This window comes from Lyngbya aestuarii BL J (assembly GCF_000478195.2).
GTDB classification, from domain to species: Bacteria; Cyanobacteriota; Cyanobacteriia; order Cyanobacteriales; family Microcoleaceae; genus Capilliphycus; species Capilliphycus aestuarii.
In genome coordinates, this window is record NZ_AUZM01000023.1 from 41,487 (window position 1) to 66,315 (window position 24,829).

15 protein-coding genes are annotated in these 24,829 nt (G+C 42.3%); 4 read left to right on the forward strand and 11 right to left on the reverse strand.

Annotation, left to right across the window (positions count from 1 at the left end):
* Positions 1 to 22 precede the first annotated feature (22 nt).
* Both M595_RS11910 and M595_RS11915 read right to left on the reverse strand, forming a co-directional pair.
* The gene (locus M595_RS11910; RefSeq protein WP_023066493.1) at positions 23 to 2,278 is read right to left on the reverse strand and encodes a heavy metal translocating P-type ATPase; all 2,256 of its coding nucleotides are present in this window, start codon (positions 2,276 to 2,278) and stop codon (positions 23 to 25) included.
* Complete coding sequence (locus tag M595_RS11915; RefSeq protein WP_023066520.1) at positions 2,259 to 2,864, reverse strand: HMA2 domain-containing protein; 606 nt, start codon at positions 2,862 to 2,864, stop codon at positions 2,259 to 2,261. The genes M595_RS11910 and M595_RS11915 overlap by 20 nt, the downstream gene beginning before the upstream one ends.
* 768 nt (positions 2,865 to 3,632) lie before the next feature.
* On the opposite strand from M595_RS11915, the gene M595_RS11920 reads away from it, so the two are divergent.
* Positions 3,633 to 6,347: an ABC transporter substrate-binding protein gene (locus M595_RS11920; RefSeq protein ID WP_023066507.1), complete on the forward strand. Its 2,715-nt coding sequence runs from the start codon at positions 3,633 to 3,635 to the stop codon at positions 6,345 to 6,347.
* A gap of 160 nt (positions 6,348 to 6,507) precedes the next feature.
* Here the strand turns inward: M595_RS11920 and feoB are convergent, their stop codons facing one another.
* Complete coding sequence (feoB, locus tag M595_RS11925; RefSeq protein ID WP_040484004.1) at positions 6,508 to 8,346, reverse strand: ferrous iron transport protein B; 1,839 nt, start codon at positions 8,344 to 8,346, stop codon at positions 6,508 to 6,510.
* Positions 8,347 to 8,433: 87 nt separating this feature from the next.
* The gene (locus M595_RS11930) at positions 8,434 to 8,670 is read right to left on the reverse strand and encodes a FeoA family protein (protein WP_023066479.1); all 237 of its coding nucleotides are present in this window, start codon (positions 8,668 to 8,670) and stop codon (positions 8,434 to 8,436) included.
* A 739-nt stretch (positions 8,671 to 9,409) separates the two neighbouring features.
* Here M595_RS11930 and M595_RS11935 point away from each other — a divergent pair.
* Entirely contained in the window at positions 9,410 to 10,423 is a 1,014-nt protein-coding gene (locus M595_RS11935) for a glycosyltransferase (RefSeq protein WP_023066504.1), read from the forward strand.
* Positions 10,424 to 10,584: 161 nt separating this feature from the next.
* On the opposite strand, the gene M595_RS31830 is transcribed toward M595_RS11935, so the two are convergent.
* The 7 genes from M595_RS31830 to M595_RS11955 form a co-directional block, all read right to left on the reverse strand.
* A complete protein-coding gene (locus M595_RS31830) occupies positions 10,585 to 11,325 on the reverse strand; it encodes an efflux RND transporter permease subunit (protein WP_023066482.1) in 741 nt (246 codons plus the stop codon).
* Positions 11,326 to 11,383: 58 nt separating this feature from the next.
* The gene (locus M595_RS31835; RefSeq protein ID WP_023066477.1) at positions 11,384 to 11,557 is read right to left on the reverse strand and encodes a hypothetical protein; all 174 of its coding nucleotides are present in this window, start codon (positions 11,555 to 11,557) and stop codon (positions 11,384 to 11,386) included.
* A gap of 42 nt (positions 11,558 to 11,599) precedes the next feature.
* Positions 11,600 to 12,763 (reverse strand): HlyD family secretion protein, encoded by a 1,164-nt coding sequence (locus M595_RS31840; RefSeq protein ID WP_023066480.1) that lies wholly within the window; start codon positions 12,761 to 12,763, stop codon positions 11,600 to 11,602.
* A gap of 367 nt (positions 12,764 to 13,130) precedes the next feature.
* Complete coding sequence (locus tag M595_RS30625; RefSeq protein WP_023066462.1) at positions 13,131 to 14,489, reverse strand: thioester reductase domain-containing protein; 1,359 nt, start codon at positions 14,487 to 14,489, stop codon at positions 13,131 to 13,133.
* Between the two features lie 3 nt (positions 14,490 to 14,492).
* The gene (locus M595_RS30630) at positions 14,493 to 16,229 is read right to left on the reverse strand and encodes an AMP-binding protein (RefSeq protein WP_238987069.1); all 1,737 of its coding nucleotides are present in this window, start codon (positions 16,227 to 16,229) and stop codon (positions 14,493 to 14,495) included.
* A gap of 3 nt (positions 16,230 to 16,232) precedes the next feature.
* Positions 16,233 to 16,436 carry an AMP-binding protein gene (locus tag M595_RS32295; RefSeq protein ID WP_023066487.1) on the reverse strand — a complete coding sequence of 68 codons (204 nt, stop codon included), beginning with the start codon at positions 16,434 to 16,436 and terminating at the stop codon, positions 16,233 to 16,235.
* 819 nt (positions 16,437 to 17,255) lie between these two features.
* Entirely contained in the window at positions 17,256 to 18,971 is a 1,716-nt protein-coding gene (locus M595_RS11955) for an NAD-binding protein (protein ID WP_023066472.1), read from the reverse strand.
* 650 nt (positions 18,972 to 19,621) lie between these two features.
* Between M595_RS11955 and M595_RS11960 the strand changes: the two genes are divergently transcribed.
* Positions 19,622 to 22,441, forward strand: a complete 2,820-nt coding sequence (locus M595_RS11960) for an EAL domain-containing protein (RefSeq protein ID WP_023066516.1) — start codon at positions 19,622 to 19,624, stop codon at positions 22,439 to 22,441.
* A 125-nt stretch (positions 22,442 to 22,566) separates the two neighbouring features.
* On the forward strand, positions 22,567 to 24,717 hold the full coding sequence (locus tag M595_RS11965; protein ID WP_023066521.1) for a glycosyltransferase: 2,151 nt from the start codon (positions 22,567 to 22,569) through the stop codon (positions 24,715 to 24,717).
* Positions 24,718 to 24,829: the final 112 nt, after the last annotated feature.

The following is a 24,829-nucleotide window of genomic DNA, read 5'->3' on the forward strand; positions in this document are numbered from 1 at the left end:
TCAACCCAAAAATTTGATGATTTTAACGAGAAGTTGAACCTCCACCTTCAAACTGATGTTGAACTAACGGACGCAAACTATTTAAACCCGCAGCAATTGCCGAACCGTTGTGAATAACTGTCGCAATTAATGGGTTTAAACCGATAGCCGAAGCCAACCCCAAAGCAATTAAATTCGGGGCGACAACAAGCAGGGTATTTTGGTCGATTAAATTGCGAGTTTCCTTGGAAATAGCGATCGCCTGTAGTAAACTACTAATATCATTATTCATCAACACAATATCGGCCGTTTCCCTTGCCACATCGGAACCATCTTCAAAAGATACCGAAACATCCGCATAAGCCAACGCTACCGAATCGTTTAACCCATCACCAACAAACGCCACAGTTCGCCCGGAACGGTGCAAATCTCGAACAATTTTCGCCTTTTGTTCGGGGAAAGCTTCCGCGTGAACTCGCTTGGGTGGAATGTTCAATTCTTCTGCAACTAAATCCGCCCGTTGACGGCTATCTCCGGTTAACAAATGAATCTCCATTCCGTAGCGGTTTTGTAATTCTTCAATTAACTCTAAACTTTCAGGACGCAAGGGGTCAGCATATTGTATCGCCCCCTGCAATTGACCGTTACAGGCGACATATATTAACGACATCCAAGCGGAATTTTCGGGCGAATTTTCGGTATCAGGTTGATCTAATCCTTCCAAACTAATCCCCTCTTGGGTGATAAATCTCCCGCTTCCCACCAAGACTTTTTGACCTTCGATTTCCGCCCGAATTCCCAAACCAACTTCATAATTCCAATCCACCCGGGGCGGTATTTCTATGTTTTGTTCTTGAGCGTAACGTACAATTGATTCTGCAACCGGATGAGTAATTCTTTGTTCGCTTGCTGCCGCATATTTGATCACGTCTTTGGCTGACATTCGCCCGGAAATTGTTTTCACCCCAACGACGGAAATATTACCTTGAGTTAGGGTTCCGGTTTTATCAAAAACAATGGTATCGAGTTCGGCTAATTGTTCTAAGGTGCGTCCGCTTCTAACTAAAATACCGTGTCGGGTGGTGTGGTTTAAAGCGCCTAAAAAAGCGGTGGGAATAGACACTCGAATTCCGGTGACAAAATCGAGAGTTAATATTGATGCGGCTCGGGCGGGGTCGCGGGTGGCGGCGAAGACAATTCCTGCTAAAATAAGCGAAGGTACGATCAGGCGATCGGCAAGTTGAGCGGCATAGTTTGCCATGCGGGTATCGTGAACGGGCGCTTTTTCCAACAGTTCTAAACTCGCCGCAGCCCGGGTTTTTTGACCGATGCGTTCGGCTTTGATGTGCAGGCTTCCCGAACGAAGCAGGGTAGAGGCGTAGACAAAGGTGCCGTTTTCTGCAACAATGGGCATGGATTCGCCTGTGAGTTGCTGCTGATCGACGACGGCTTTTCCTTCTATAACAACCCCATCAACGGGTATTTGTTCGCCGGGATAGACGAAAACGATTTCTCCGGGTTCTACTTGGTCGCTCGGAATTGATTGTTTTTCGTCGTTGCGTTCGACCCAAGCGAAGCGTCCAATCGTATCAAGTAGGTCTGCGGTTTGGTGTTCGGTGGAACGGGCGGTTTGTTCGCGGATGACGTCTCCGAGTTCGTGCAGGGTGAGGACGAGGGCGGGTGTAACGAGTTTTCCTTGCGCTCCTCCCAAGCTTAGGGCGAGTAAGTCTAAGCAGTCAATGTTGAGTTTTTGCTTGACAAATAGGCTGTAAAATGCACGTTGGGCGACGGGAAAGGTAACGAGCGCCAGAGAACCCCAGGCAAAAGGACGCAACCACGCCAAGCGAGTTGAACTACTCAGTAAGGCGAGAAGGGTGGCGCCGGTTGGGGCGATGAGGCTTGACCATTCTCCCTCGTCGTCGGCCTCGTTGGGTTCGGAAGGTTTCGCTAAAGAAGAATCGGAAATATCTTCGACGGTAATTGTGGTTCCGGCTTGTTGGATGAGGTTTGATAATCGAGAATAAATCTCAATATCGGTTGAGATGTGAGGTTGATAATGAATCGCAACAGAAGCGGCTGCACGGTTAATTCTAACTTGAATAACGTCCGGTTCCGACTGCAATACTTTCTCTAATATTTCTGCATAATAGTTATCGGAATTGAGCCGATAAACCCGAAATCTCACCCGTCCCGGCACCGCATGAACCAAATAGGGCGCTGATTCTACGATGCGTTCCGATTTGATGATCGCGCCGTTGGTGTCAGAAAGGGAAATTAATTTATGATTCGTTGCTGTCATCGCTAGTTACCCCTGATGGTGTAGTAAGGTGCGAGTTGGCGGGTGTTTCTAGGGAGAGAGCGCTGTCGATAAAGTTCATTAACCGCATTCCCAGTTCCCAATCACTCATGCCTTGAGTCGTATAATTAATTGTAATTGAAGCCGCCGCCCGATTAATCCGAATATTGGTAATTTGTTCTTCTTCAGAGAGGATTTGTTCGAGGCGTTGGCTAAAATCTGCATCGGTGGCTAAACGAGAAATTCTGAGGCGAATTCTTCCGGGGATTGAGTGAACAATGGTATACTCTGAATCGGAATTATTTTCTGTATAATTTGCTGCTGAATGGGTTGTATTTTCCGCTTCAGGTGTTACCAAATGAGACTGTTTTTTCAGGTGCGTCAGAATTTGACGAAACACACTGGCAATGATTAAATTGGCTAACAGGGCTTGGGAGCCTCGCAGTTGAAAGCGGGAAGTGACAACTATCCCGACAACAACAGGTAAAATCGCCTCAATTTCCCCGTGTTCAAGTAGAAAATCTGCGATGCGAGTTTCTGTATTTTGAATGGGAATGGAACTGACTGAATTTGAGGATGTTGTGGTCATATTACGTTAACCCTTCTCGCTCACTGATTATACCATCAAAAAGGAAGTTGTTTCTCTTTTTTTAAGTTTTGTTGTCAAAAGATGATTTTGAGATCCGAGAAGGATTAACGCGCATTTTACAGCAGGTTCACAGAATCGGGATACAGACAAAACCTCTACTCTACTGGGTTGTTAAAATCCGATGGGAATTGTTATTCCCGACTCAAAGAGCGCTCGCGATGAATCTATGGAAATTCTAAAAATTTGGCGATCGCGAATCTTAACTTGCATAGGTTCAAACTGTCCCGGACTAGATGAAAATGGAACGTTGAGGACAATCAACTTTGAATGTCAATCCTAAGAACTCAAGTTTTAAATTTATAAGCCGTTAGTCCTCCCTGGCGATCAGTTTAGTGTTCAGGTAATGCTCAATGATGCGACTGTAACAGAATATTTCATCGTTTAACAGCGATTATAGAATAGTTTAGGGGTTGATTAGCGACATCAGTTAATCAACTTTTTTGGATTTAATATTGGTTTTATTTCATCAAATTTCTACCCGATTTTAGATTAAAAAATCAACTTAATTTTATTTAAAATCAATAACATAGAAAATGTTATATATGATATTATATCTACAAGTTATAAATCCTTTCTAAAGATTCACAATCTTTGAGAAGCTGTAGTTTAGGTATCTGGCCGACTTCAAGCTGAAAACTCATTCAACCTTTCTACAGCCCCGTAATATGCAGCAGCTTTCTACATTCAAACTCAATCCACCCACTAACAATGAAAAAACAAGTTGTTATCAGAATATCAGGGGGCGATTTTGATACAGGTTTTCCTGTTGTTCTAGAGTTTTGGGAAGACGGTACAATCATTGCCATAGATCGCGATTGTCCTAAACTTCCCGCCCAACCAGAAATTGAAGAAAATTATAAAGAATGGCAAGAAAATTATAGGGTTTTGGGAGATAGAACGATTCAATTTCCAGACGCACAAATTACCAACCAATCGACTTGTCAAGATTGTTTTAATGTAACTAAAAAGCTTGAAAAGACTCTAGAAAGTTGGTTTAAAAATCCTATTTTTGGGGATATTCGAGGGCGAATTGTGGGACGTTTAAGGGATGTAACGCCCAACGAATCTGTAAGAGTTGTTTTGGATACGCCTAATCATTATCTACGGAGATTATCTTGGGATAGCTGGGATTTATTTGAAAGAGATTATTTTTTACCCAATGCGGAGTTAGTCCTTTTATCTCGATACAATCGACCTCCAGAAATGCTCAGAATACCCGTTAAAATTCTGGCTATTTTTGGCAGCGATGAAGGAGGTCTGGAACTGACGCAGGATAAAGAACTAATTAAAAAATTAGCCGAACATGGAGGAGAAATTACCTGCATTCCCAAAGAAGGAAATTCTCTCACTCTCCCAGAACTATTTAAGACCCTTTCTCGGGGAAATTGGGATATAATTTTCTATGCCGGACACAGTTCAGGTCAAACCCTTCAAGTTACTAATACTGTAGATTTCAACGTCTCGCTATTAAAAGAAGCCCTGAGAATAGCGGCTCCCCATATTAAGCTTGCGATCTTTAATTCTTGTGATGGATTAGATATTGCGGACTATTTAGCAGAGTTTAATATTCCCCATTTAATCGTCATGCGAGAACCGGTTCCCGATGAAGTAGCCCGAATTTTTTTGAAGTATTTTTTAGCAGAATTTATTCAAGGAAAACCCCTTCATGTTGCGGTTCATCAAGCCAGACAACAATTACATCAATTAGAAGTTCCAACCGCAGACAATGAACCTTATTATCCGGGAGCATCCTGGCTACCGATACTCTTACAAAATCCGACGGCTCCCCAACTGTATTGGCCTCAACCAGAACCAGAACCCTTACCCGAAAAACCCTTAATCCAACCCAAAGTAACGATGATATTTGGGTTAGTATTAATGGGTATTTTTATAGGTGTTTTCTGGGGAAATTCAAGCCGCTTTTTTAAGAAACCTAATGTGTTCGGAGATGCTATCAGTGGGGGCGAGGAAATTGTCATAAAAATGTTTCAGCAACGGCGTAAACAAAGGGGTGTAGAACCTGTTGCCGATTGCCAAAAACCCTTGAAGTATTTTCTACCGATTTGGAAGGGTTATATTAAACAACAGTGGAATGATTGTTTTGTCAGCAAAAAAAGTTATCACGAAGCCATTCAACACCTTCAAAAAAGCTGGGAAGAAGAAAAACACGATCCCGAAACTTTAATCTATCTCAATAACGCCACGTTGGAAGCGACAGGAGCCGATTACTATACCATTGCTATTGTTGTTCCGACGATAAAAAATCAAGCCGGAGAAGTCATTGATGTTGAACTTGCAGAAGACATTCTGCGGGGAATTGCTCAAGCCCAAACTGAAGTTAACTTGAGTTTATTCAACGGGGATGAATCTGCTGAGTATACCTTACCGGGTTCAGATTTTCTTCAGCGTATAGACTTAAATGGAAAAGGTTTAAAAGTGATTATTGCTGATGATTTTAACTTCAAACCTCAAGCCATCAAAAATGCACAGATCCTCGTTAACAACTCAGAATTTTTAGGCGTAATTGGTCATTATTCCAGTGAGATGACCCTCGCTACTTTAGATATTTACAACAAAAACAAAGTAGTTTTAGTGACTCCCGGAACAAGCACCTCTGAACTCAGTGAAAACCCCGAACAGTTTTTCTTCCGAATTCCCGCAGTGAATTATTTGCAGGCTTATGAAATGGTTGACATCTTGACCGAGGAAATCAAGCAAAAAAAAGTCACGATTTTTTATAATCCTGCCAGTCCCTTTTCCAGCGATTACAAACAACACTTTGAAGAAAAATTGTTAGAAAAAGGAGGAGAAGTTATTGCCTCTTTTAACCTTTCTAGCCCTAACTTTAATGCTAAAGAGGCGATGGAAAGAATTAGAAACTTTGAAGAAGAATCCGCGATTATTTTAATACCCGACGGTCAGGTGACAAATTCTGTTAATCAAGCCCTAGAAGTGATTAAAGAAAATCAAGGTGAATATTTGATGTTCGGTAACTCCTCGGTTGACACGCCCAGAACTTTGGCGCTCGGTCAAGAATATCTAGAAAAATTACATTTAGTCATTTACTGGCACCATTTAAACAGTTCTCAGCCCGATTTTTCGCAAATAACTTCGCAGCTTTGGGGTGAATTCGTCAGTCTTCGTACCGCTTTAGCCTACGATGCGGCTCATGTTTTGATTGAAGGAATGAGACAAAATCCCACCCGCAAAGGAATTCAAAAAATACTTTCTAGTGAAAGCTTCAGGGTTGACGGCGTGACGGGGAAAATTGAGTTTAAACCGGGAACAGGCGATCGCAAAGAGCAACCCATTGATATTGTTAAAGTTGCTGCTTGTGCGAATCAAGAGTATGGGGTTATTTTTCTCCCGAAAAACTTTTCAAGACCGGAAGAAGCGGGCTTAAATTGTTCAAATCGTGAATGATCTCATGTCCGATTAATTAATTATAATTTTGTAGGGGCGGGTTCTGAATTAATTGATCATTTCCCACTCTCAACCCATATAAACCCGCCCCGCTATTATTGCCTGTTCCCTAATAACTGTTGACTGGTCACTGTTTAAACCCAGCCCAAATTGACGACAATTATTGAAAGCCCAAAAGCAACGCGCTTTGATAGAAAATAAAGCTACAAACCCAAGCCAAAACCAAAGAAAATACCAGTGAAAACGCCGTAAATTTCCAAGATTTGGCTTCGTTGAGAATGGTCGCAATTGTTGTCAGACAGGGCGTGTACAGCAAACAGAAAATACAAAAACTGTAGCCCTGTGCAAAGGTAATCGTTTCGGCAATATGGGCGCCAACGCTGGCTGATTGTAAGCCGTAAATCACCGCCAACGAACCCAAAACCACCTCTTTAGCAATGAAACCAAAAATTAACGCCAAAGTCAAATAAGGATCAATTCCAATCGGTCGCATAACTGGACTGAGAAACTGACCAATTTGACCGCCAATGGTATCTAAACCCGTAGCGCCGGGAGGTAAACTGGTAATTACCCAAACCGCAATACAACCCACAGTAATAAAGCCGGAAGCGCGAACTAAAAATTCTCGAACTTCTCCCCAACCTCTGAGGGCAACCTGTTTCAATGTCGGCAAACGATAGGGGGGTAATTCTAATACAAACGGGTCTTCATTTTTAAAGGCACCTTGAAACAGAAAGGCGGTTAAAAAGGCAGCTAAGAAGCTAAGAAGGTACAAAGAAAATAGAACAAGCGCCCCGTTTCCGTTCGGAAAAACTGCCGCAATAATAAAGACAAAAACCTGCAATCTTGCCGAACACAACCCAAAGGGAATAATCAACATCGTTAACAGTCGCAACGCCCGGGAACGCATCACCCGGGTTCCCATCAACGCCGGAACATTGCAACCAAATCCCATCATGTGTAAAACAAAACTGCGTCCGTCCAAACCCAGACGCGCCATCAGTGCATCCATCAAATAAGCCGCCCGAGACAGGTAGCCGCTATCTTCTAAAATTGCCATCACGATAAAGAAGATAACAATTAACGGTACAAAGGAAGCAACCGTTGCGACACCCGCCCAAATGCCATTAATAAAAAAGTCTTGAACGACTCCCGGAAACACGCTTAAAACTGGAGAAATTACCGTTTCTTCTAACCATCCGGTGAGGCTATCCATGATGTCTTGAGACGGCAACCCCACATTCCAAACAATCCAAAAAACGGCAAACATCCCCAGGAAAAATAGGGGTAAACCGAAGACGGGATGGAGTAAAACGCTATCGAGTTTTGCGGTTAAGGTTTGTGCCAACTGCGAGGGCATTTCTACCGCATCTTTGAGGATAATTTCGATTTCATCAACCGAGATTTTTCCCCGTTGGGCTAAGACTTGACGAATATCATTAACGATAACTGGAAGTTCGGTTTTTTCTAACTGATGGCAAATGGTTTCGTAGGCTTTCATGTAGCCTTTACCGTATTTTGCACTGATTAGAAAAACGGGCATTTCTAAATGTCGGGATAATTCTTTTGAGTTAATTTCAACGCCATAATGTTTGGCTTCGTCCGACATATTTAACATCACCACCGCAGGCAAACCCAAGGCTTTCACCTGCAACGCCAAGCGAATTTGGCGGTCAATTTGCGCGGCATTTAAAACAACAATCACCAAATCAATGGCATATTTTTCTAAGAAAGTTCGCACCACTTTCTCATCTTCTGAATAACCGTTGAGGTCGTAAATTCCCGGCAAATCTACAAATTCAACGGTTTCGCCATTTATTTTAACGTTCGCTTGCAGCAAATCAACCGTTACACCCGGCCAATTTCCCACGTAAGCAGCAACCCCGGTAATCCGGCTAAAAAAGGTGGATTTTCCCGTGTTGGGCATTCCAATTAATGCCACCCGTTTAACGGCTTTTTCGTCTCTCGGTTGAGTGACGGTTGGAGAATGACAAGTCATCGTATTTTCCCCTAAAATATGGTCAATCACAAAGCTTCAGACTCGCCGAAGACTTTATGAACTTTTAATTAATACTGTAACGAAGTTTTAACAGACTTTCACGCGAATCTGTTGGGCTTCGTGTCGGCGAATGGCGACTTCTGTTGTTGTACCGATGCGGACGTGTAAGGGTCCCCCAAACCACGCGACTCTTAACACTTGTATCGCTCTATCGGGAAGAATTCCCATTGCTTCTAATCTATGTACCAAACCGTCGTTAGAATGATGGGGTTGAATACTCTCGACAAACCCAACCTGTCCGGCTTTCAGTTCGGATAAACCCATAATTTCTCCTCTTAATCTGTAAACCTGACATTATTATTGCATTAAACTCTCAATTAAAATCATTCAGCATAAACACTCAACACATTCTTAACAATTATCTATTTTAAATAATATAGATAGACATTAATCAATACTTAGCTATAAACTTGCTTTCTGGGTGTTGGGGAGACAGTAACCACCTAACCAGTAACCACCAGACCCGCCCTTTGCCAGTGCAATGCGTCAACCCACATTTCTCACAAATTGACAGCATTTAGAAGTCAACCCCCAGTTACTCCTAAAGGGGGAGAGCAGATAAACCCGACCCAAGTAGACTTAGATTTAGAGAAGTTTACTTGTGCTGATCGGCTTAATTGCCTTGTTGAAGGCAAACTTCTATGAAACACCGAAGCTCACTGCAAATATTGTTTGCTGTTGCTGTTAGGTACTTCACTCTTCTAACTTCAGGGTATAATCAAAAAGTATGACACATTTTGGTATTCTTGCTCCATCAGCGATTGGTCATTTGAACCCAATGAGTGTTCTGGGTCGGGAATTAGAACGACGTGGGCATAAAGTTACATTGTTTGTAATTCCTGATTTGGAGTCGAAATAAAAAAAATCAGGTTTAAATCTCTATACAATTGGAGAAACAGAATTCCCCCTCGGCTCTTTAGAGAAATACTACCAAACACTCGGACAAAAGAGCGGTTTAGCTGGAATAAAATTTACGATTGATTGGTTTAAGCTAGAAACTCAAATGCTGTTTAAAAATGTTCCAAATGCTTTTCAATCAGCAGGTGTGGAAGCAGTTCTTGTAGATCAAGTTACTTTTCCTGGAACAACGATAGCCGAGTTTTTGAACCTTCCTTTTATAACGATCTGTAATGCCCTGTTAATTAATACAGAGCCGGGAGTTCCCCCTTACTTTACCTCTTGGAATTATAGCGCCAGTTCGCTGGCTCGACTGCGAAACCAAGTCTGTAATTTCTTTATTAATAAACAAATAGGTCGGCCGATTTGGGACGTTATAAAAAAACAACGCCGCGAGTGGAATTTACCCATTTATAACACCTTAGATGCTTATTTTTCTCAACTCGCTCAAATTTGTCAGCTTCCTCCTGAATATGATTTTCCTCGGGTTAATTTAGCCGATTGTTTTCACTACACGGGACCTTTTAGAGATCCGTCAGGTTTAGAACCAATATCGTTTAGTGAAATTAAATTTCCTTTTGACAAACTAACGGGACAACCGTTAATTTATGCCTCGTTGGGAACCTTGCAAAATCGCAACTTAGAAGTTTTCGATAAAATTGCTTGTGCCTGTCAAGGATTAGATGCACAATTAGTAATTTCTTTAGGGAATCCCAATCATTCAGGAGCAGATGTACAATTTACAGGTTCACCTATAGTTGTGCCTTATGCGCCCCAGCAGCAGTTAATCAAAAAAGCTAACTTAATTATCACCCATGCCGGGATGAACACGACTTTAGAAACTTTAGCCAGTGGCAAAAGGATGATAGCAATTCCGATTACCAATGAACAGCCTGGAATTGCGGCGCGTATGGCAAGAACGGGGGCTGGAAAAATGTTAAATTTGAAACAACTAACGACGGCTAAACTGCGAAAATCAATCAATCGTGTTCTGACCGAAAAATCTTATCAGCAAAATGCTTTAAAAATGCAGGAAGCCATTCAACGGGCTGGAGGAGTGATCCGTGCGGCTGATATTGTAGAACAGGCAATAACAACCGGAAAACCCGTCTTCAGATAATTAAGCTCAATCGAAACTCTTAAAGATGCACTCAACTATAGCGCTTGAAACTAGAGGCTTTAAAGCTTAATTATCAATGACAAATTCTCAATGATTTATAACAGCTTACCCCAGAAAACAGAACTATTTTGGGAATTTGATCGCTTCCGCTTCCCCAACAACTAACCCCCGTTATTCATTCGGTTTCTAGATCCGTTTGTTGTCCTTCCGGGTTGAACAGAAAGAGTCCTTAGTTTGGATTGGCGATCGCCTCGATGGAGAAGCAGATAGATAGCCGGAGCAAAATAGAGTGCCAGAAGAGTTGAACCGCCAATACCACCCGCGATCGCGATCGCCAGGGGCCGCCAGAAAACCCCACCGCTAACCAGCAAAGGAACAAATCCGGCCATTGTAGTGACGGTGGTCGTTAAAACGTGTCGCGTCGCTTTGATCACCACCCTGACTACCGCCCGTGCATCGCCCCGACTCGCCTGGGGATCTTCATTAAAAGCCGACAGAACAATAACGGTATCATTGAGGGCAATTCCCACCAAACCCATCGTGCCGATAATTGCCATGAAGCCCATCACCGAACCCAACGCCCAGAGCGAAAACTGCGCCATCCCAACCGAACCGATCGCAACAGCCGCCACAATTCCCGCCTGTCGAAACGAACCGAGAGACAGCGCCAGCACCGCGATCATCACCAATACCAACAAGGGAACATAAACGAGCAAATTGCCCACAGCTTCATTGCGTTTGGCATATTCGCCGCCAAACTCGTATCGGTAGCCCGGAGGCAGTTCAAAGTTGCTCTTTTCTAACGCTTGTTGAAAGTTACTCAGCACAGTCGAAGGCAAAACCCCAGGCGTGATAAATGCTTGCACCGTATTCACCCGAGTCTCGTTGCGGCGGGCAATCATTGCCAACTCGGGTACGAGGTTAAACTCGCCCAGGGCAGAAGTCGGGCGGAAATTCCGGTCATTCCCCCCAAACGGCACTCAAATCCAACGAGGCAATCTGGCTCAAATCGGCCCGATCAGTATCAGTCAACCGCACGCGCACGGGTAGATTTTCGGTAGACTCCAAAATAGAACCGCCAACCGCACCCTCCAAGTAAGCTTCAAGCTGCTGCGCGATCGCCGTATTATTCAAACCCGCCTGTTGTGCCTGTTCGTCATCTATACTTAAACCGAGCTAGGGCAACGCTTCCGTCAAATCATCAATCTGTCGCGTTGCCACAATCCCCGCAAATGGGGCGCGAATATTTGTATTTTTTAATTGCGTTTCGTAGTAACGAACTTGCGCCTGGGCTTCTCGAACATCGGCTTGTGCTGCTGCAATTTTTTCCGGCCGAGTTCCATTGATTAATTTATTCAAATTACTGCGAATTTCGGCAACTTCGGCTTGCGCCGCCACGATGTCTTCCGAGCGGGGACCGTTTTGCAACTGTCGCAAGGCTTGACGCTTCTGTTCTACTGTGGCTTCGAGTTGATCGACTTGACTTCGCTGACTTTGTTTAAGCTGTTGAATGCGTGTTTGGGCTTGATCAACTAAGGCCTCAAGTCGGCGTTCCTCTTGCAAATATTCCTCGAAACTATCTTCAGAAATCGCTCCCTGCTCTCTCAAAGAGAGATAACGGCTTACCCGTGTACTGGCAAGTTGGAGAGCGGCTTGATTGGCTCTGACGTTGGCCTCCGCCTGAGCAATTTCATCCCGCACGCTTCCCGATCGCGCATTTAATAACTGTGCTGTCGCCCCATCGAGTTCGGCTCGCGCGATGGCAATATCTTCGGGTCGGCTTCCGGCTTCGAGTTCGGCTAAGTTGGCCTGGGCGCGATTTAACTGAGCTTGAACTGCGGCAATTTCTTCCGGGCGGCTTCCGGCTTCGAGTTCGGCTAAATTAGCTTGAGAGCGATCGAGGGCGGCTTCGGCTTGTGAGAGTTGGGCTTCTATTTCTTCGCTTTCTAAACGAGCGATCATCTCACCTGCTTGGACGCGATCGCCTTCAGAGACTAACACTTGAATCAGTTTACCACCGCGTTTAAAACCCAAATTACTGGCTCTCAGTGCCGCAATTTCCCCGGTATAGCTGCGCGACACTTCATAACTCTCGACGGGTTGAACTGTCAGGGTTTCGACGGGTAAAATCTTCGACTCGCTGGATTCTTCTACAGGGGAGGATACTTGATTATTATTTGACACCCAAATGACGGCCGATATACCCGCAAGTAATAATGCTCCCGTTGCTGTCAATAGAATTGGCAGACGAAAGCGCTGATTTGGGTTTTTTTTCCGCAGTTTTGATGAATTCTCAGAATCGGCAACAGAAGTCTCGGGCGGCGGTAAGTTTAAGGTCATCAGATTTAACGTGATTTATGAGTTAAAATGTAGATTTTCTAATTGACTTTTAGGTGCCAAAACCATTCGCGGTTCTCATTTATAGCAGTACGTTCTTTGTGTTTATTTCCGAGAAATACCTTTTTAAATCAAGTGCAAATAGGGAGTTTTATAAAAGTAATTATCCGAATTATTTTTATCACGTTTGTTTCAATTACATCGATTTAAAAATATCAAAGTTTGCAAGAAAGGGACTCCCGAACCCTTGAGAGGATTGCATTGCTTTTTCCTATTTGCTGTCTCATCAATAATCACCGCAATCCTCTGTTCTTTTAATGCTTTCCGGGTTCGGGTTAATCTTCTTTCTGTTAATTCCATCATCAACCCATCATTTTTCAATGTGAGACTTTGGCTGATTCAAGAAACCTGTATCCATTAAATAGGCAAAATAATTATTGAGTAAATTGCCATTCATTGGCGGACAATCAATTGAACTATCTGCCAAAGCTTCCTTGGTGAATTCACAGCTAACTTTGGGTTTCCTTTGTTCCTCATACAATTCCAAAATCGTCAGTTTTTCCGGCAAATACTCTTTTGTAAAAAAGGGCAAGAGCGGATAAAGAGAATGTTCCTTAGACTTCGCATTATTTTGAACGCCCGCGAGCCAATCTTTGCAGGTTTTTTTCTCGATCCCATAACCCATGTTGGAGAGGAACTCATGCAAATGACTTAGGTGGATGGGGTAAGGATTATTCAGGTGGAAAATAGACCCCAAAGACATCTCTTTTCTCGATAAAGATACAATGGCTTGGCTGATATAATCTACAGGAGACGTATTTAATACATAGTCCAAATCTGGCATAGTTTTCATGGTAATACAGCCTTTGATCATGCGGCAAATAATATCATCTGTATTCCAAACTCCGGTGAGACTGTGACCCGAAATAAATGGGAGTCTGTAAACCGCAACTGGAAGTCCGCGCTCACGAGCCGACAAAACAAGCTTTTCTGCAACCCATTTACTCTGAGAGTAACCCAGATACATCTGACCAACGTTCATTAAATCGTCCGATTCTGTTATTACCATTTCACGGTATAAATCCGACTCAAAAACAGCGATACTAGACATATAATGAACGGACTTTACTTTAGTTGTACTCGCCAGCTTGAGGACTTCGTAAGTTCCGTCTACATTAATAGGTTTCAGCTTTTCATAGGGATACACATAGTTTAATGATGCGCCACTATGATAGATTGCGTCAATTTCATTGGCAAGTCTTTCAAACTGCTTTTCCGAAAGTCCTAATAGGGGGTGAGATAGATCTCCCAGAACCGGAATAATTCGGCGATTAAATTCGGGTTGCCAAAGTCCGTATAATTCCAATTTCTTTTGTATTTTCTGTTGTCCTAAATCTTGACTAGAGGCTCGAACCAAGCAATAAATCTGTGAGTGGGTTTTTTGCAGAAGTTCGTCAAGTAAAAAACTCCCTAAAAACCCTGTTCCACCTGTTAAGAATATATTGGATAAATTGCCTGAACTTTTGCCCAGTATATTTTCAACAGAAATGGTAGGATATTGATTGACTTCAGATTTTAAATCAATTTTTTGCCGTGTTGAGATAGGAACATCTGAAGAATCTTCCCGGGCTAGATATTCGGTCAGTTTTTCGATGGTAGGACATTCCCAAATTAAAGAAGGATTAATTTTGCGCCCTATAAATGTCTCTAATTCCCCGAGTAAGTTCATTGATTATAAAGAATCTAAGCCATAATCGCCAAAAGGCTTTCTCAGATCAATTTGTTGAGGATCTAGCTTTAAACGTTGCCCCAATTGAGAAGTTAACCAACTTTGAATCGTTTCTAGCTGAGTTGAAGGTTGCCTTTGTTTTTGTGTAGGCTCAACAACAGATTTATGATTACAGACTATTTGGTTTAGGCGTTCGATTTCTTGATTGATCATCCAAAGTTTATGGCTATCTTTATAATTAATAGTCCATTCAGCCATTACATTCAAAGACTTTTCTATAAACTTCTTTCGACAACCGTGACGTTTGATTTTTCCGCTAGGAGTTCTCGGAATACTGCTTGGTTTGAGCAGCATGATAGCATAAGGTTGTAAATCATGTTCTTGGGTTATGGCTTGGCGTATCGCGGCGATCGCTTCGTTAGTATTAAGCTTTCGCCAACCCGAACGTTCTATTTCTTGAACGATCACCAGTTTTTCTTTTCCTGCGAGTTCCACAGAAAAAGCCGCTCCGGGTGCTTTTTTAAGGGAAGGATGACTTTTACTTACTGTTGACTCAATATCTTGAGGATAATGATTGCGTCCGTGAATGATAATTAGATCTTTTAGTCGTCCGGTAACAAACAACTCCCCATTTTGTAGAAATCCTAAGTCTCCCGTTCGTAAAAAAGGCTTTTCACCTTCGTCTGGGATATAATTAACAAAAGTTTCTTGACTTTGCTGAGGTCGATTCCAATACCCCAAAGTAACACTCGCACCGGATACTAAAATTTCCCCGACTTGTCCTTCCGAACACTTGGTTAATGATGTGGGATCAACAATAGAAATTGTGTGGTTTAACTTGGGTTTGCCAATACTTGTTAGTTTTCGATGGGGTTTCTCAGCATTATTAGTCAAAACAACCCGGTTTTGTTCTAAAGCCTCTGCATCTACTTGGCAAATTGCAGGAGGTCGAGTTTTTAATCCTCCAGAAACGATTAATGTAGTTTCTGCCATTCCATAACAGGGGTAAAAGGCAATTGATTCAAACCCACAGGTTTTAAACTTATTGGTAAAATTCTCGATTGTTTCCGCTCGCACGGGTTCAGCCCCAACGAAAGCTAATTTCCAGCTACTTAAATCAAGCTCCTCAAGTTCAGAGGGTTTAATTTTGCTGGCACACCAATCGTAGGCGAAATTAGGACCGCCACTGGTGGTGGCTTTGTAGCGAGAAATCGCTTGTAACCATCGGATAGGTTTTTTCTGAAAATCAAAAGGTGACATCAGAATCATCGGTCTACCCAGATAAATGGGTTGTAAGATACCACCAATTAAACCCATATCGTGATAGTGTGGCAGCCAAGACACTCCGATGTCTTCTGGTGTATTTTGGAAAAGTTCTTTAATTAGAGTACAGTTATGAATAATGTTTCCATGACTGACCATTACTCCTTTTGGCTGTCCGGTAGAACCCGAAGTGTATTGGAGAAAAGCTAAGGTGTCTTCGCTCAATTTTGTTGTTTGCCAATCAGAAGCTAAAGAAGGATTAATGTTGTCACTTGAAATCAATCTGTACTTAACTAACTGATTGGTGTTATTTAGATGACGTTCCAGGTCGGCTAAGAGTGTTGTTGTGGTTAAAATTGTTTTGGTTTGAGCATCTGTGGCGATTCCTTGTAAGCGAGAAATTTTTCGTTTTCCTTGAGGAAGATTTACGGGAACAGCAACAACTTCAGCGTATAAACAGCCAAAAAAGGCGGAAATGAATTATAAACCTGATGTATAAACAAGTAAAACTCTATCGCCCGGATTTGTATGGGATTGAAGATGAGCAGCGATTGCTTGTGCTTTTAAAGCTAATTCTTGATAAGTCAAACAATCGGATTCGGTTTCTCCGTTTTCCAGAAAAGTAAATGCAGTCTGATTCGGTTGGGATAAAGAACGGTCATGTAATAAATTTGCTAAGGTCATAAGCCTATAATTCTCCAGTCATAATGATGAGCTTGTTTGAGCTTTGCCAACCGTGTTCTATCCAAACTTTACCACTCGTTTCTAATTGATATATGTTCCTAGAGAGGGATTTGGGCTAATCTTTGGAGGGATATGACTCCGCCAGAATTTATCACAAATTGATTGAAGAAGCTGATTTTAAAGCTGAAATTAAATCTAATTTATCAATCCAATAATTATTGTTTTTTTCCTACTAATAATCCGATTAATTGTGTTCAAAATAGAGCATTTATCTAAAATATAAAGACGGTTATTTAAAAATCCAGCTCCAAATAGACTGAAATCTGAGCTTCGGTCATTTTTCAGACGATTTAGTTAACTTTTAGAGCGGAAAGTTTAACCCGTATTAGGAATGGCTGGAATTTTAGAGTAATACCGTTTCTTCGTAAATAGTGCAACTACAGCGCGAAGCGCTAGGCAACAACTCCCGATGGCAGGCTCTCATAGATGAAAAAGCCCGGTATAGTCAAGCTTTTGGCTATTCTTCGTTCCGTGCATTTGTAAATATATGACTCCGGAAGCGCTATAACTCCCTACCCCACTTTCTAAGGGGGGTGTCGCAGACGGGGGGATTAATTAGATGCAACTTACAAACAATTGGTATAAGCGCTTCGGCTGGTTATCTTGATAGGGACAAGAACTGGCTATCGCTATCAGAATTCTTCTAACGCTCACGGTGATTCTCGCTCCCAATTTCAGCAAACTCATCTAATTGTTGTTCCTTAATTCGATTTTCTATCTGATTGCCAACTTTTCTGTTCCCTGTTTCCTATTAATTATTCATTGATAACTGTAAAGACTGTTGACTGGCGCGCGAGGAGATTCATCTTTGACGGGATGCCACAACTGTTCGAGGCGATGGGCGGGTATGGTTAAATGAAGAATATCACCGGGATTGAGAACAAAACTGAGCAATTCCCAACTGTGAATGGTTTGATTGTTTGTTTCAATGTAAAGCGGCACAAAATCAACGCTTTTGGCGATATCCTGCACCCGTTTTCCGCAAAAAGGATGATTGGGGGTTATTAACACCGATAACGCCACCCAAAGACTATCGGCTGTAATTCCATTTCCGAGAATTCGCCCGCCAATGGCTGCGGCAGCAAACGCAGGGGCGGCAATTTCTATGGGATTTAGAACCGTTTCAAAGTTAAAAACTTGTTGTTCCATTAAGGCAAATTGCGGCTCTTGACTCCGAACCACGACGCGAATTTTTGGGGCTAATCCTTTCGCACTCAATGCTATTTCTAAGTTCGCCATATCGTCACTTGTGACAGCTAAAACGGCTTCTGCTTGTTTGATATTGGCACTTTCTAAGATTGTTGACAGGCTAGCATCTCCTTTGATAATTGGAATTTTTAAAGCATCGATAATCCCTAAAAATCGACAGTTTGCATCCCGTTCAATCACCACAATTTCATAACCACTGGCTCGTAATTGTTGGGCGATTTGCAAACCCAATCCCCCTAAACCGCAAATAATATAATGATTGTGTTCAGGAATCCGAGTGGCGTTAACATATTCGGTTAAGCGAGTTCCCAAGACAAAATCGTTGAGTAGTGCATAGCAAATCCCCACAACACCCGCTCCGACTAACATCATAATAGCGGTGAAGATTTTAATACTTTCAGGGGCATTTTCAGCAACTTTTTCATTGCCTCCCGCTCCCGTAATCATCCCGACTGAGAAGTAAAGGGAATCTATAATCGAGTTGTTGAGGTTGATGCTAACATAAGTCAGAGTCGCAATAAAAATAGTAATCAGTAGAGTTAGAATGACTAAAATAGCCGATTGACTATGTTGCTGAAATTTATTTAAACTATTTCTAAATTTATTGAGAGTTTTTAGTAAGGAAAATTTAGACTTGCGGACATCGGGTTTGCTGGCTATAATTAAGCGATCGCCGGTTTGCAGTTGTTTTCCTTCGATCACTGCCGAGACTAAATCCAGTTGAGTATTAACGGGGAGATAATAGATCAGCATTCGACAACGATCAGCCCAAAGTTCGGTGAGGGTTTGACCTTTCCAGGGATGTTGATCGTTAATCCATTCTTCTTGAATCGGCCAATAGGTATTATGGAGTTTAAGCTGACCAATCGCCCGATTTCCCAACGCTGCAAAGGTAAACACAGGCGCAGATAGAGCAGAAACGCTCATGCTGGTATGATTGGGTAGGGTTTGATCGAGGCGATCGCCTAAGTTGGTGTTAAACAGGCGGTTAATGATGCGAATTTTGGGATTGAGGATTTGCGCCTGCATCAAAATGGCGAGGTTTGTCGAGTCATCATTCCCCGCTAAGACTAAGGTATGGGCGCTTTGAATACCTGCGGCGAGTAAGGTAGAAGCCGATCGCAAATGACCCACGACAATATCAGAACCTTCGCCTTTGATCGGGGTTTCGTGAACTCCGACGACAAAAGCCCCTTGTTGTCTGAGCAGACGGAATATTTTGTATCCAGTGTCATCTAAGCAACAGACAATTATGCGAGGTTTCATTTTTCGTTCACTCGCCTCAAACCTTGGGCTGACAGTTTACAGAGATTCTACAGTCTCTCATTTTTTAGGATATAGAGAAAAAAAACTGTATCGAAGCGCACCAGAATAGGATTTAGGTGAGATTCAGATCAAGACCTTGAAAGTTATATTTTGTTAATATTTTGCGAAAAGTTTTTGGATCAACTTCAGAATATTAAATTATTATTTAACAAAACCTTTACATAACACCCTCCGGATCTTTACATAAAGGAGTTGAGTTATCCGGGTCAAATTTGATATATTTCTAAATAAGAACTCAAATGACTGCGGTCGTCAAAGTCTTGGGAGTTGTATTCCTCCAGAATATTTCATCATCAAACAGCATTGATAATAACAGAACCTCAATCGTCTTTCATAGGTCGGAGTTGATCTGATCAACTACAAACAGGTGTATGGGTGAACAAACAATCAATCAGGGTGTAAAACTGACTAACGTTTCTCAAGGAAAAAAGATAACAGTTTGATCAGTCTACAGTCAACCAAAATAGGAGTCCGGAAACTGTTAACTCCATAGTGATTTCAGCTTTTTAGCTTGAGATACATTTTAATAATAGCAGTCCTGATCGATCTCTACAGTTGAGATTTTGTGTCTACCAAACCCTTTAAAACCAATGAACCAGACCTCTAATCTACCTTTATCTCCGAGTCAATCTCAAGATCAAAAAATCAACAGTAGCAGACGAAGAAAAAGTCAGAGTCTTGAACAACCTCTAGAAGTCGGACAATTTGAATTTTGGTATCAACCCACGTATCAAGTGAGTGGTTATCAAGTTTTACATAACGAAGTTCTATTACGATGGCGAGATTGCCCTGGAAAAGTCTATTTACCGGATGAATTCATGCCTGTTTTAGCAGAAATGGGTTTACTCTCGCAACTCGATCGCTATGTAATCGATCAAGGAATCGACGAATTAGTTTCCCAACCGCAACTGCATCTTTCTATTAACTTATCCCGTTTAGTTTTTGAAGACTCTACTCTAATTAAAGATCTTGATTCTTGGCTGAGTGAAACTCAAGTTAATCCCAAACGCTTATGCTTTGAACTCACCGAATCAACAATTGCTCAACACTTTATTACTGCCCTCAGCTTTATTCAAAATCTTACCGCTTTGGGGTGTTTAGTCACGATCGATAACTTCACCGGACGGGAACTCACTCTGTCTCAGTGTAAACAACTCCCAGTCGATCTCGTTAAACTCGATAATCAATTTTTAGGCAGTATCAAAGCCAACCCCGAAAGTGTCGCCCTCATCAAACGCCTGCGAGAAATTAGCTACACAATGGGTCAAGTCGTTGTCAAATACGTTGAAGACGAACAAACCCTAGAATTGGTTGAACGAATGAACCTTGATGCCATTCAAGGAAATCTGTTACAACTGCCCCATGATACTCCACAATTTAAAGCCTGGGTTAATCCCTATATTGATGAGGGTGAAACTGATGCAATTAAAGGTTCAAAACCGAGTGAAGCTGTTAGTCATCTCGGCAAACAATCTTCAATTGAACCAAGTCAAACCGACTTTTGGACGACTGCACCCGTTTCAGAAGAACAACCTCCCGCAGCAACTCGGCCAGAAGTTCCGCCCATTGCCGCCATTACACCCACTGCTTCATCAGCATTATCGACATCCAACTCCTCGTCATCAGCCCTCAACACAGTCGATGATTCTAAATCCGAGTTAACTCCTGCCCATCCCCATATTCCCCCGCAAAAATACGCAACTCCTGAACAAAAATCTAACTCGATTAATCGGTTACTGTGGGGGACTGCTTTTGTCGGAGTGAGTATTGCTGCTTTGGGAATTGCAGTGACTTCAGTTTGGCATCGGATGTCTCATATCGTCGTTAAACACGGGGTTGTTAACGGTCGGTTAGTTAGACTGCGATCGCCATTTTACGGTCATGTCCGAGAATTTTACGCTCGTCCGGGTGTTCAAGTCAAAGCCGATCAAATTTTGGCTCATATTGAGCATATTCCCGATGAAGAAAACTTTTATCAAAAACCCGAACTTGCAGAATATCAATCCATCCCTGTACTTGATTTTGACAGTGAACCTCCCACCTATGAAACCCTATTAGACGATACCAAAAAATACGAAAAACTCGAAGATCAAGCCTACGATATTCAACAAAAAATAGTTCGACTGCAAGGTGAACTGCAAAATAACCAGAACCAACTCAGCGCCAGCGAACAAACCGTTGCTTCTCTGAGCGCTCGTTTAGCAGAAATCAAACAAAAACACCAACAATTACGCACCGTAGAAATCAGTATTAGTGCAACAGAAGTTCCTCAAAGTCAAGCTGACTTGGATAAAGCCCTCGCGAGCGCCAAACTTGCTCGCATCGAATACGAACGCTTCCGCGACTTGCAACTCGAAGGGGCTGTTTCTTCTCAACGAGTTGATCAGTTACAAGTTGCCTGGGAAACTGCTCAAGCCGAAGTTCAACAAGCCAGAGAACAGTTAAAAGCCGCGCAAGTGACTTACAACGCTTCTCAAATGGGTTTAGCCAGCGATAATAAATATTCTAATGCTCTGGCTGAAGAAGCCGATCAACTCGAACAAGAACTCGAACAAGAGTCGATGAAAACGCGAAGTTTACAGGCTGAAGTGGCGAACCTAGAGCAACAATTAAGTTTAGCTGAAAACCTGTACAATCAACGTCAGGCACAGATGCAGGAAGAACAAGTTAATATTCAACGCATTCGTCAAGAACGACAACAACGCTACGAAGAACAACTGGCTTTTCACCAACAGCAAGTTCAACAACAAGAACAGCAAATTCAAGCTGAACAAGTCGCCCAACAACAAGTCCAACAACAGACAATTACCCCTTTAAAAACTCAACTAAAAGCTCCCTTTACCAGCGTTGTCTACCGCACTGAACGGGAAAAAGGAGAACTCGTTAATAAATCTGAAGCGGTTCTGAGTTTACTTGATTGTAATAGTTTGTGGGTAGAAGCGGTAATTCGGGCTGAAGATGCGAGTCGTTTAGATACCCAAAAATCTGTTCAGGTACGACTGGCTAACAATTCTGAGATTTTAAAAGGTGAAATTGATCTCATTCAACCTGTTAGCGTCATTAGCGCTCAACCGCAAACCGGAAGTTTTGCTGATATCGATAAACAAGGACGACGGATGCAAGTTCAAGCCCTCTCTCCCACGATTCCGGCTGAACTGATGGATGAGTCCTTTTTAAAGCGGGTTACGGTTAAGATTCCGCCGCATCAGAATGGAAATCAACCTCAACAATTGTGCGGACTCGGACAAGTTGCACAAATTACTTTTGCTCGTCAATTTAACCCTCAACTCACAACGGTATTTGCAGGGGTTCGTCAGTTTCCGGCAATGATTATGAATCAATTTTCCCGGTTTAATTCTACCCCAAAACTTCCCGAGGAAATTGTTGTTAATCCTCCAGAAAAAAACTAACTTAAAGTCTTCTACAAAAGGGCGTGATTATTTTCGCCCTAAATTAACAAAAAACCATCTAATTCAGTTCATTAAAACCTCATCAAAACCTGTTAACAGATTACTCCCTTTAATCATTAGTCATTATGACAAACGTATTGGTCACTGAGAAAGAAAATACTGACAATCAGCCCGAATATCAACCGGAAAGTCAAACCTGGATCGGAATGTTAATTATTTCGGCTTTTGGTTTACTGACTTTAATTTTATTACGAGATCCCGCTCAATTATCTAAAGCTGGACTCTCTGGCATCGTCGGAATGGGAATTCTCGGACTGTGGCGTTGGTCTTGGTTTGTGGTACAGGTGGTTCGCAGTCGCCTATTTATGCACGTTATTTTTCCCCGTTGGCGTCAGAAAGCTTCACAAATTCCCGTCGAAGATTTGCCTCATATGTGTTTTATGGTTCCCACTTATAAAGAGAAAATGTGGGTGACAGAACGGGTTTTTAAAGCCATCGCTGAAGAAGCAAAAACCCTTTCCCAACCGATTACTATAATGGTTAATAGTAGTGGCCCTGAAGAAAATGCCGCCGTTCGTCAAGTATTAGAAGAACATGACCCCGGTTTAAAACATATTAATCTCTATTTACTCACTCAAAAAGAAGGAAAACGGAAAGCAATGGCGGATGGTTTGCGAGAGTTGCGAACCTATGGTTTACCTGAAGATACCATTGTGGCTTTGATGGATGGGGATAGTGAACTTTGTCCGGGAACATTACGGGGGTGTTTACCTTTCTTTAAACTGTTTCCAAAACTCGGTGCTTTAACCACTGATGAAACACCGATTGTTAAGGGATCTTATATTTTCTCAGAATGGTTTCATCTACGCTTTGCCCAACGTCATTATCAAATGTGTTCTCTTTCTTTATCGCGTAAAGTGTTATGTTTGACGGGGCGATTTTCATTATTTCATTCTCGCGCCGCTTTCGATCTTCAGTTTATCGATCAGCTACAAAGTGACTCCCTTGATGATTGGTTATGGGGACGGTTTAAGTTTCTTTCAGGAGATGACAAAAGTACCTGGTTTTCGCTGTTACGTTGGCGTTATGAGATGATTTATATACCGGATGTGATGGTTAATTCCCTGGAAACCCATTCCGGTGATGTCTTGAAACGCGCTTACAGTAATATGCGGCGTTGGTTTGGAAATATGCTTCGCAGTAACGGACGGGCGATTGGGCTTGGCCCTCGGGCGGTGGGTTTCTTTCCCTGGTGGTGTTTACTCGATCAACGCATTAGTATGTGGACTTCGTTGATTACTCCGGGTTTGCTATTAATTTCACTGTTAACGGGGACTTGGTTATTGGCGGGAATTATTTTATCTTGGGTTTGTTTTAGCCGGCCGTTAATGTTGTTAATTATTTTTATTGGCCGCCCTTCTCATCTTAAACCGATTCATTTTCCGATTCTGGTTGCAACTCAGTGGAGTTCAGCCGTGATTAAAGTCTGGAATCAGATGAATATGGCACAACAAAGTTGGCAAAACCGAGGCAATCAAACCGTAACAGCCGGATCTAAGGGGTTAGCAAAATTGATCCAAGTTTTTGTCTCTCGGTTTTTATTAGTATCTCAAATTCTGGCGTTTGTTGTCGCCTTACTCTGGTGGTGGTTTGGGGTTTTAACACCTTTTGAAGATGTGGCGAGTTCGTGGAATAATTATCAAACTCCACCTGCAATTGTTACCACTCAAATTATTGATGCAACCGAACATGGAATTTATCCAAATGATCATCAAGATGATGCTCAAAAATTACAAGCTTTAATTGATAGTTTACCCCCAGAAGGTCAAGTTCAAGTTAATCTTCCGATTGGAGAAATTGACCTGTTTCAACCGATTAATATTACTCGTTCTCAGACTATAATTCGTGGACAAGATGCAGAACGGACGATTATTCAAGCCCATTTTGATGCCCCACAACAGGAAAGCTTTTTCCGAATATTTCCTCCGGTTGGTAAGATTGGCGGGTCAGTTTCTGAGGTGAAATTGCGAGGATTTACCTTACGAAATGTTTCTGAAAAAAATATTGCAAAAGCATCTCAGCTTAATGGTGTGACTTTAGAACGGGCAATTAATTCGACAATTCGAGAGATTAATTTAACTACAAACGGACATCCGGTGATTCTCAATCAAACTCAAAATGTTACCGTTGAATATGTTACGGTTCGCGGAACGATCATGTCTCCAATTAGTCAAAACGAACCCTCCGGCGATCGCGTTTCTGCGGTGAATGAATAACTCAATCTCTGCGGGTTGGGTTAGCACAAGCCTCGAGCCAGTATAAACAATTGCTAGATGTAGGATGGGGACTGCTCATCCTATTTCTGTTTTTCAGAGGCTAGATTAGTGT

What these genes read in the sequence shown, in the direction of transcription:
- M595_RS11955 (WP_023066472.1), bottom strand. Translation starts at nt 18,971, where the DNA reads ATGAAACCTCGCATAATTGTCTGTTGCTTAGATGACACTGGATACAAA.
- M595_RS11910 (WP_023066493.1), bottom strand. Translation starts at nt 2,278, where the DNA reads ATGACAGCAACGAATCATAAATTAATTTCCCTTTCTGACACCAACGGC.
- M595_RS11930 (WP_023066479.1), bottom strand. Translation starts at nt 8,670, where the DNA reads ATGGGTTTATCCGAACTGAAAGCCGGACAGGTTGGGTTTGTCGAGAGT.
- M595_RS11920 (WP_023066507.1), top strand. Translation starts at nt 3,633, where the DNA reads ATGAAAAAACAAGTTGTTATCAGAATATCAGGGGGCGATTTTGATACA.
- M595_RS31840 (WP_023066480.1), bottom strand. Translation starts at nt 12,763, where the DNA reads ATGACCTTAAACTTACCGCCGCCCGAGACTTCTGTTGCCGATTCTGAG.
- M595_RS30625 (WP_023066462.1), bottom strand. Translation starts at nt 14,489, where the DNA reads ATGAACTTACTCGGGGAATTAGAGACATTTATAGGGCGCAAAATTAAT.
- feoB (WP_040484004.1), bottom strand. Translation starts at nt 8,346, where the DNA reads ATGACTTGTCATTCTCCAACCGTCACTCAACCGAGAGACGAAAAAGCC.
- M595_RS11960 (WP_023066516.1), top strand. Translation starts at nt 19,622, where the DNA reads ATGAACCAGACCTCTAATCTACCTTTATCTCCGAGTCAATCTCAAGAT.
- M595_RS32295 (WP_023066487.1), bottom strand. Translation starts at nt 16,436, where the DNA reads ATGACCTTAGCAAATTTATTACATGACCGTTCTTTATCCCAACCGAAT.
- M595_RS11915 (WP_023066520.1), bottom strand. Translation starts at nt 2,864, where the DNA reads ATGACCACAACATCCTCAAATTCAGTCAGTTCCATTCCCATTCAAAAT.
- M595_RS11935 (WP_023066504.1), top strand. Translation starts at nt 9,410, where the DNA reads ATGCTGTTTAAAAATGTTCCAAATGCTTTTCAATCAGCAGGTGTGGAA.
- M595_RS31830 (WP_023066482.1), bottom strand. Translation starts at nt 11,325, where the DNA reads ATGATTGCCCGCCGCAACGAGACTCGGGTGAATACGGTGCAAGCATTT.
- M595_RS11965 (WP_023066521.1), top strand. Translation starts at nt 22,567, where the DNA reads ATGACAAACGTATTGGTCACTGAGAAAGAAAATACTGACAATCAGCCC.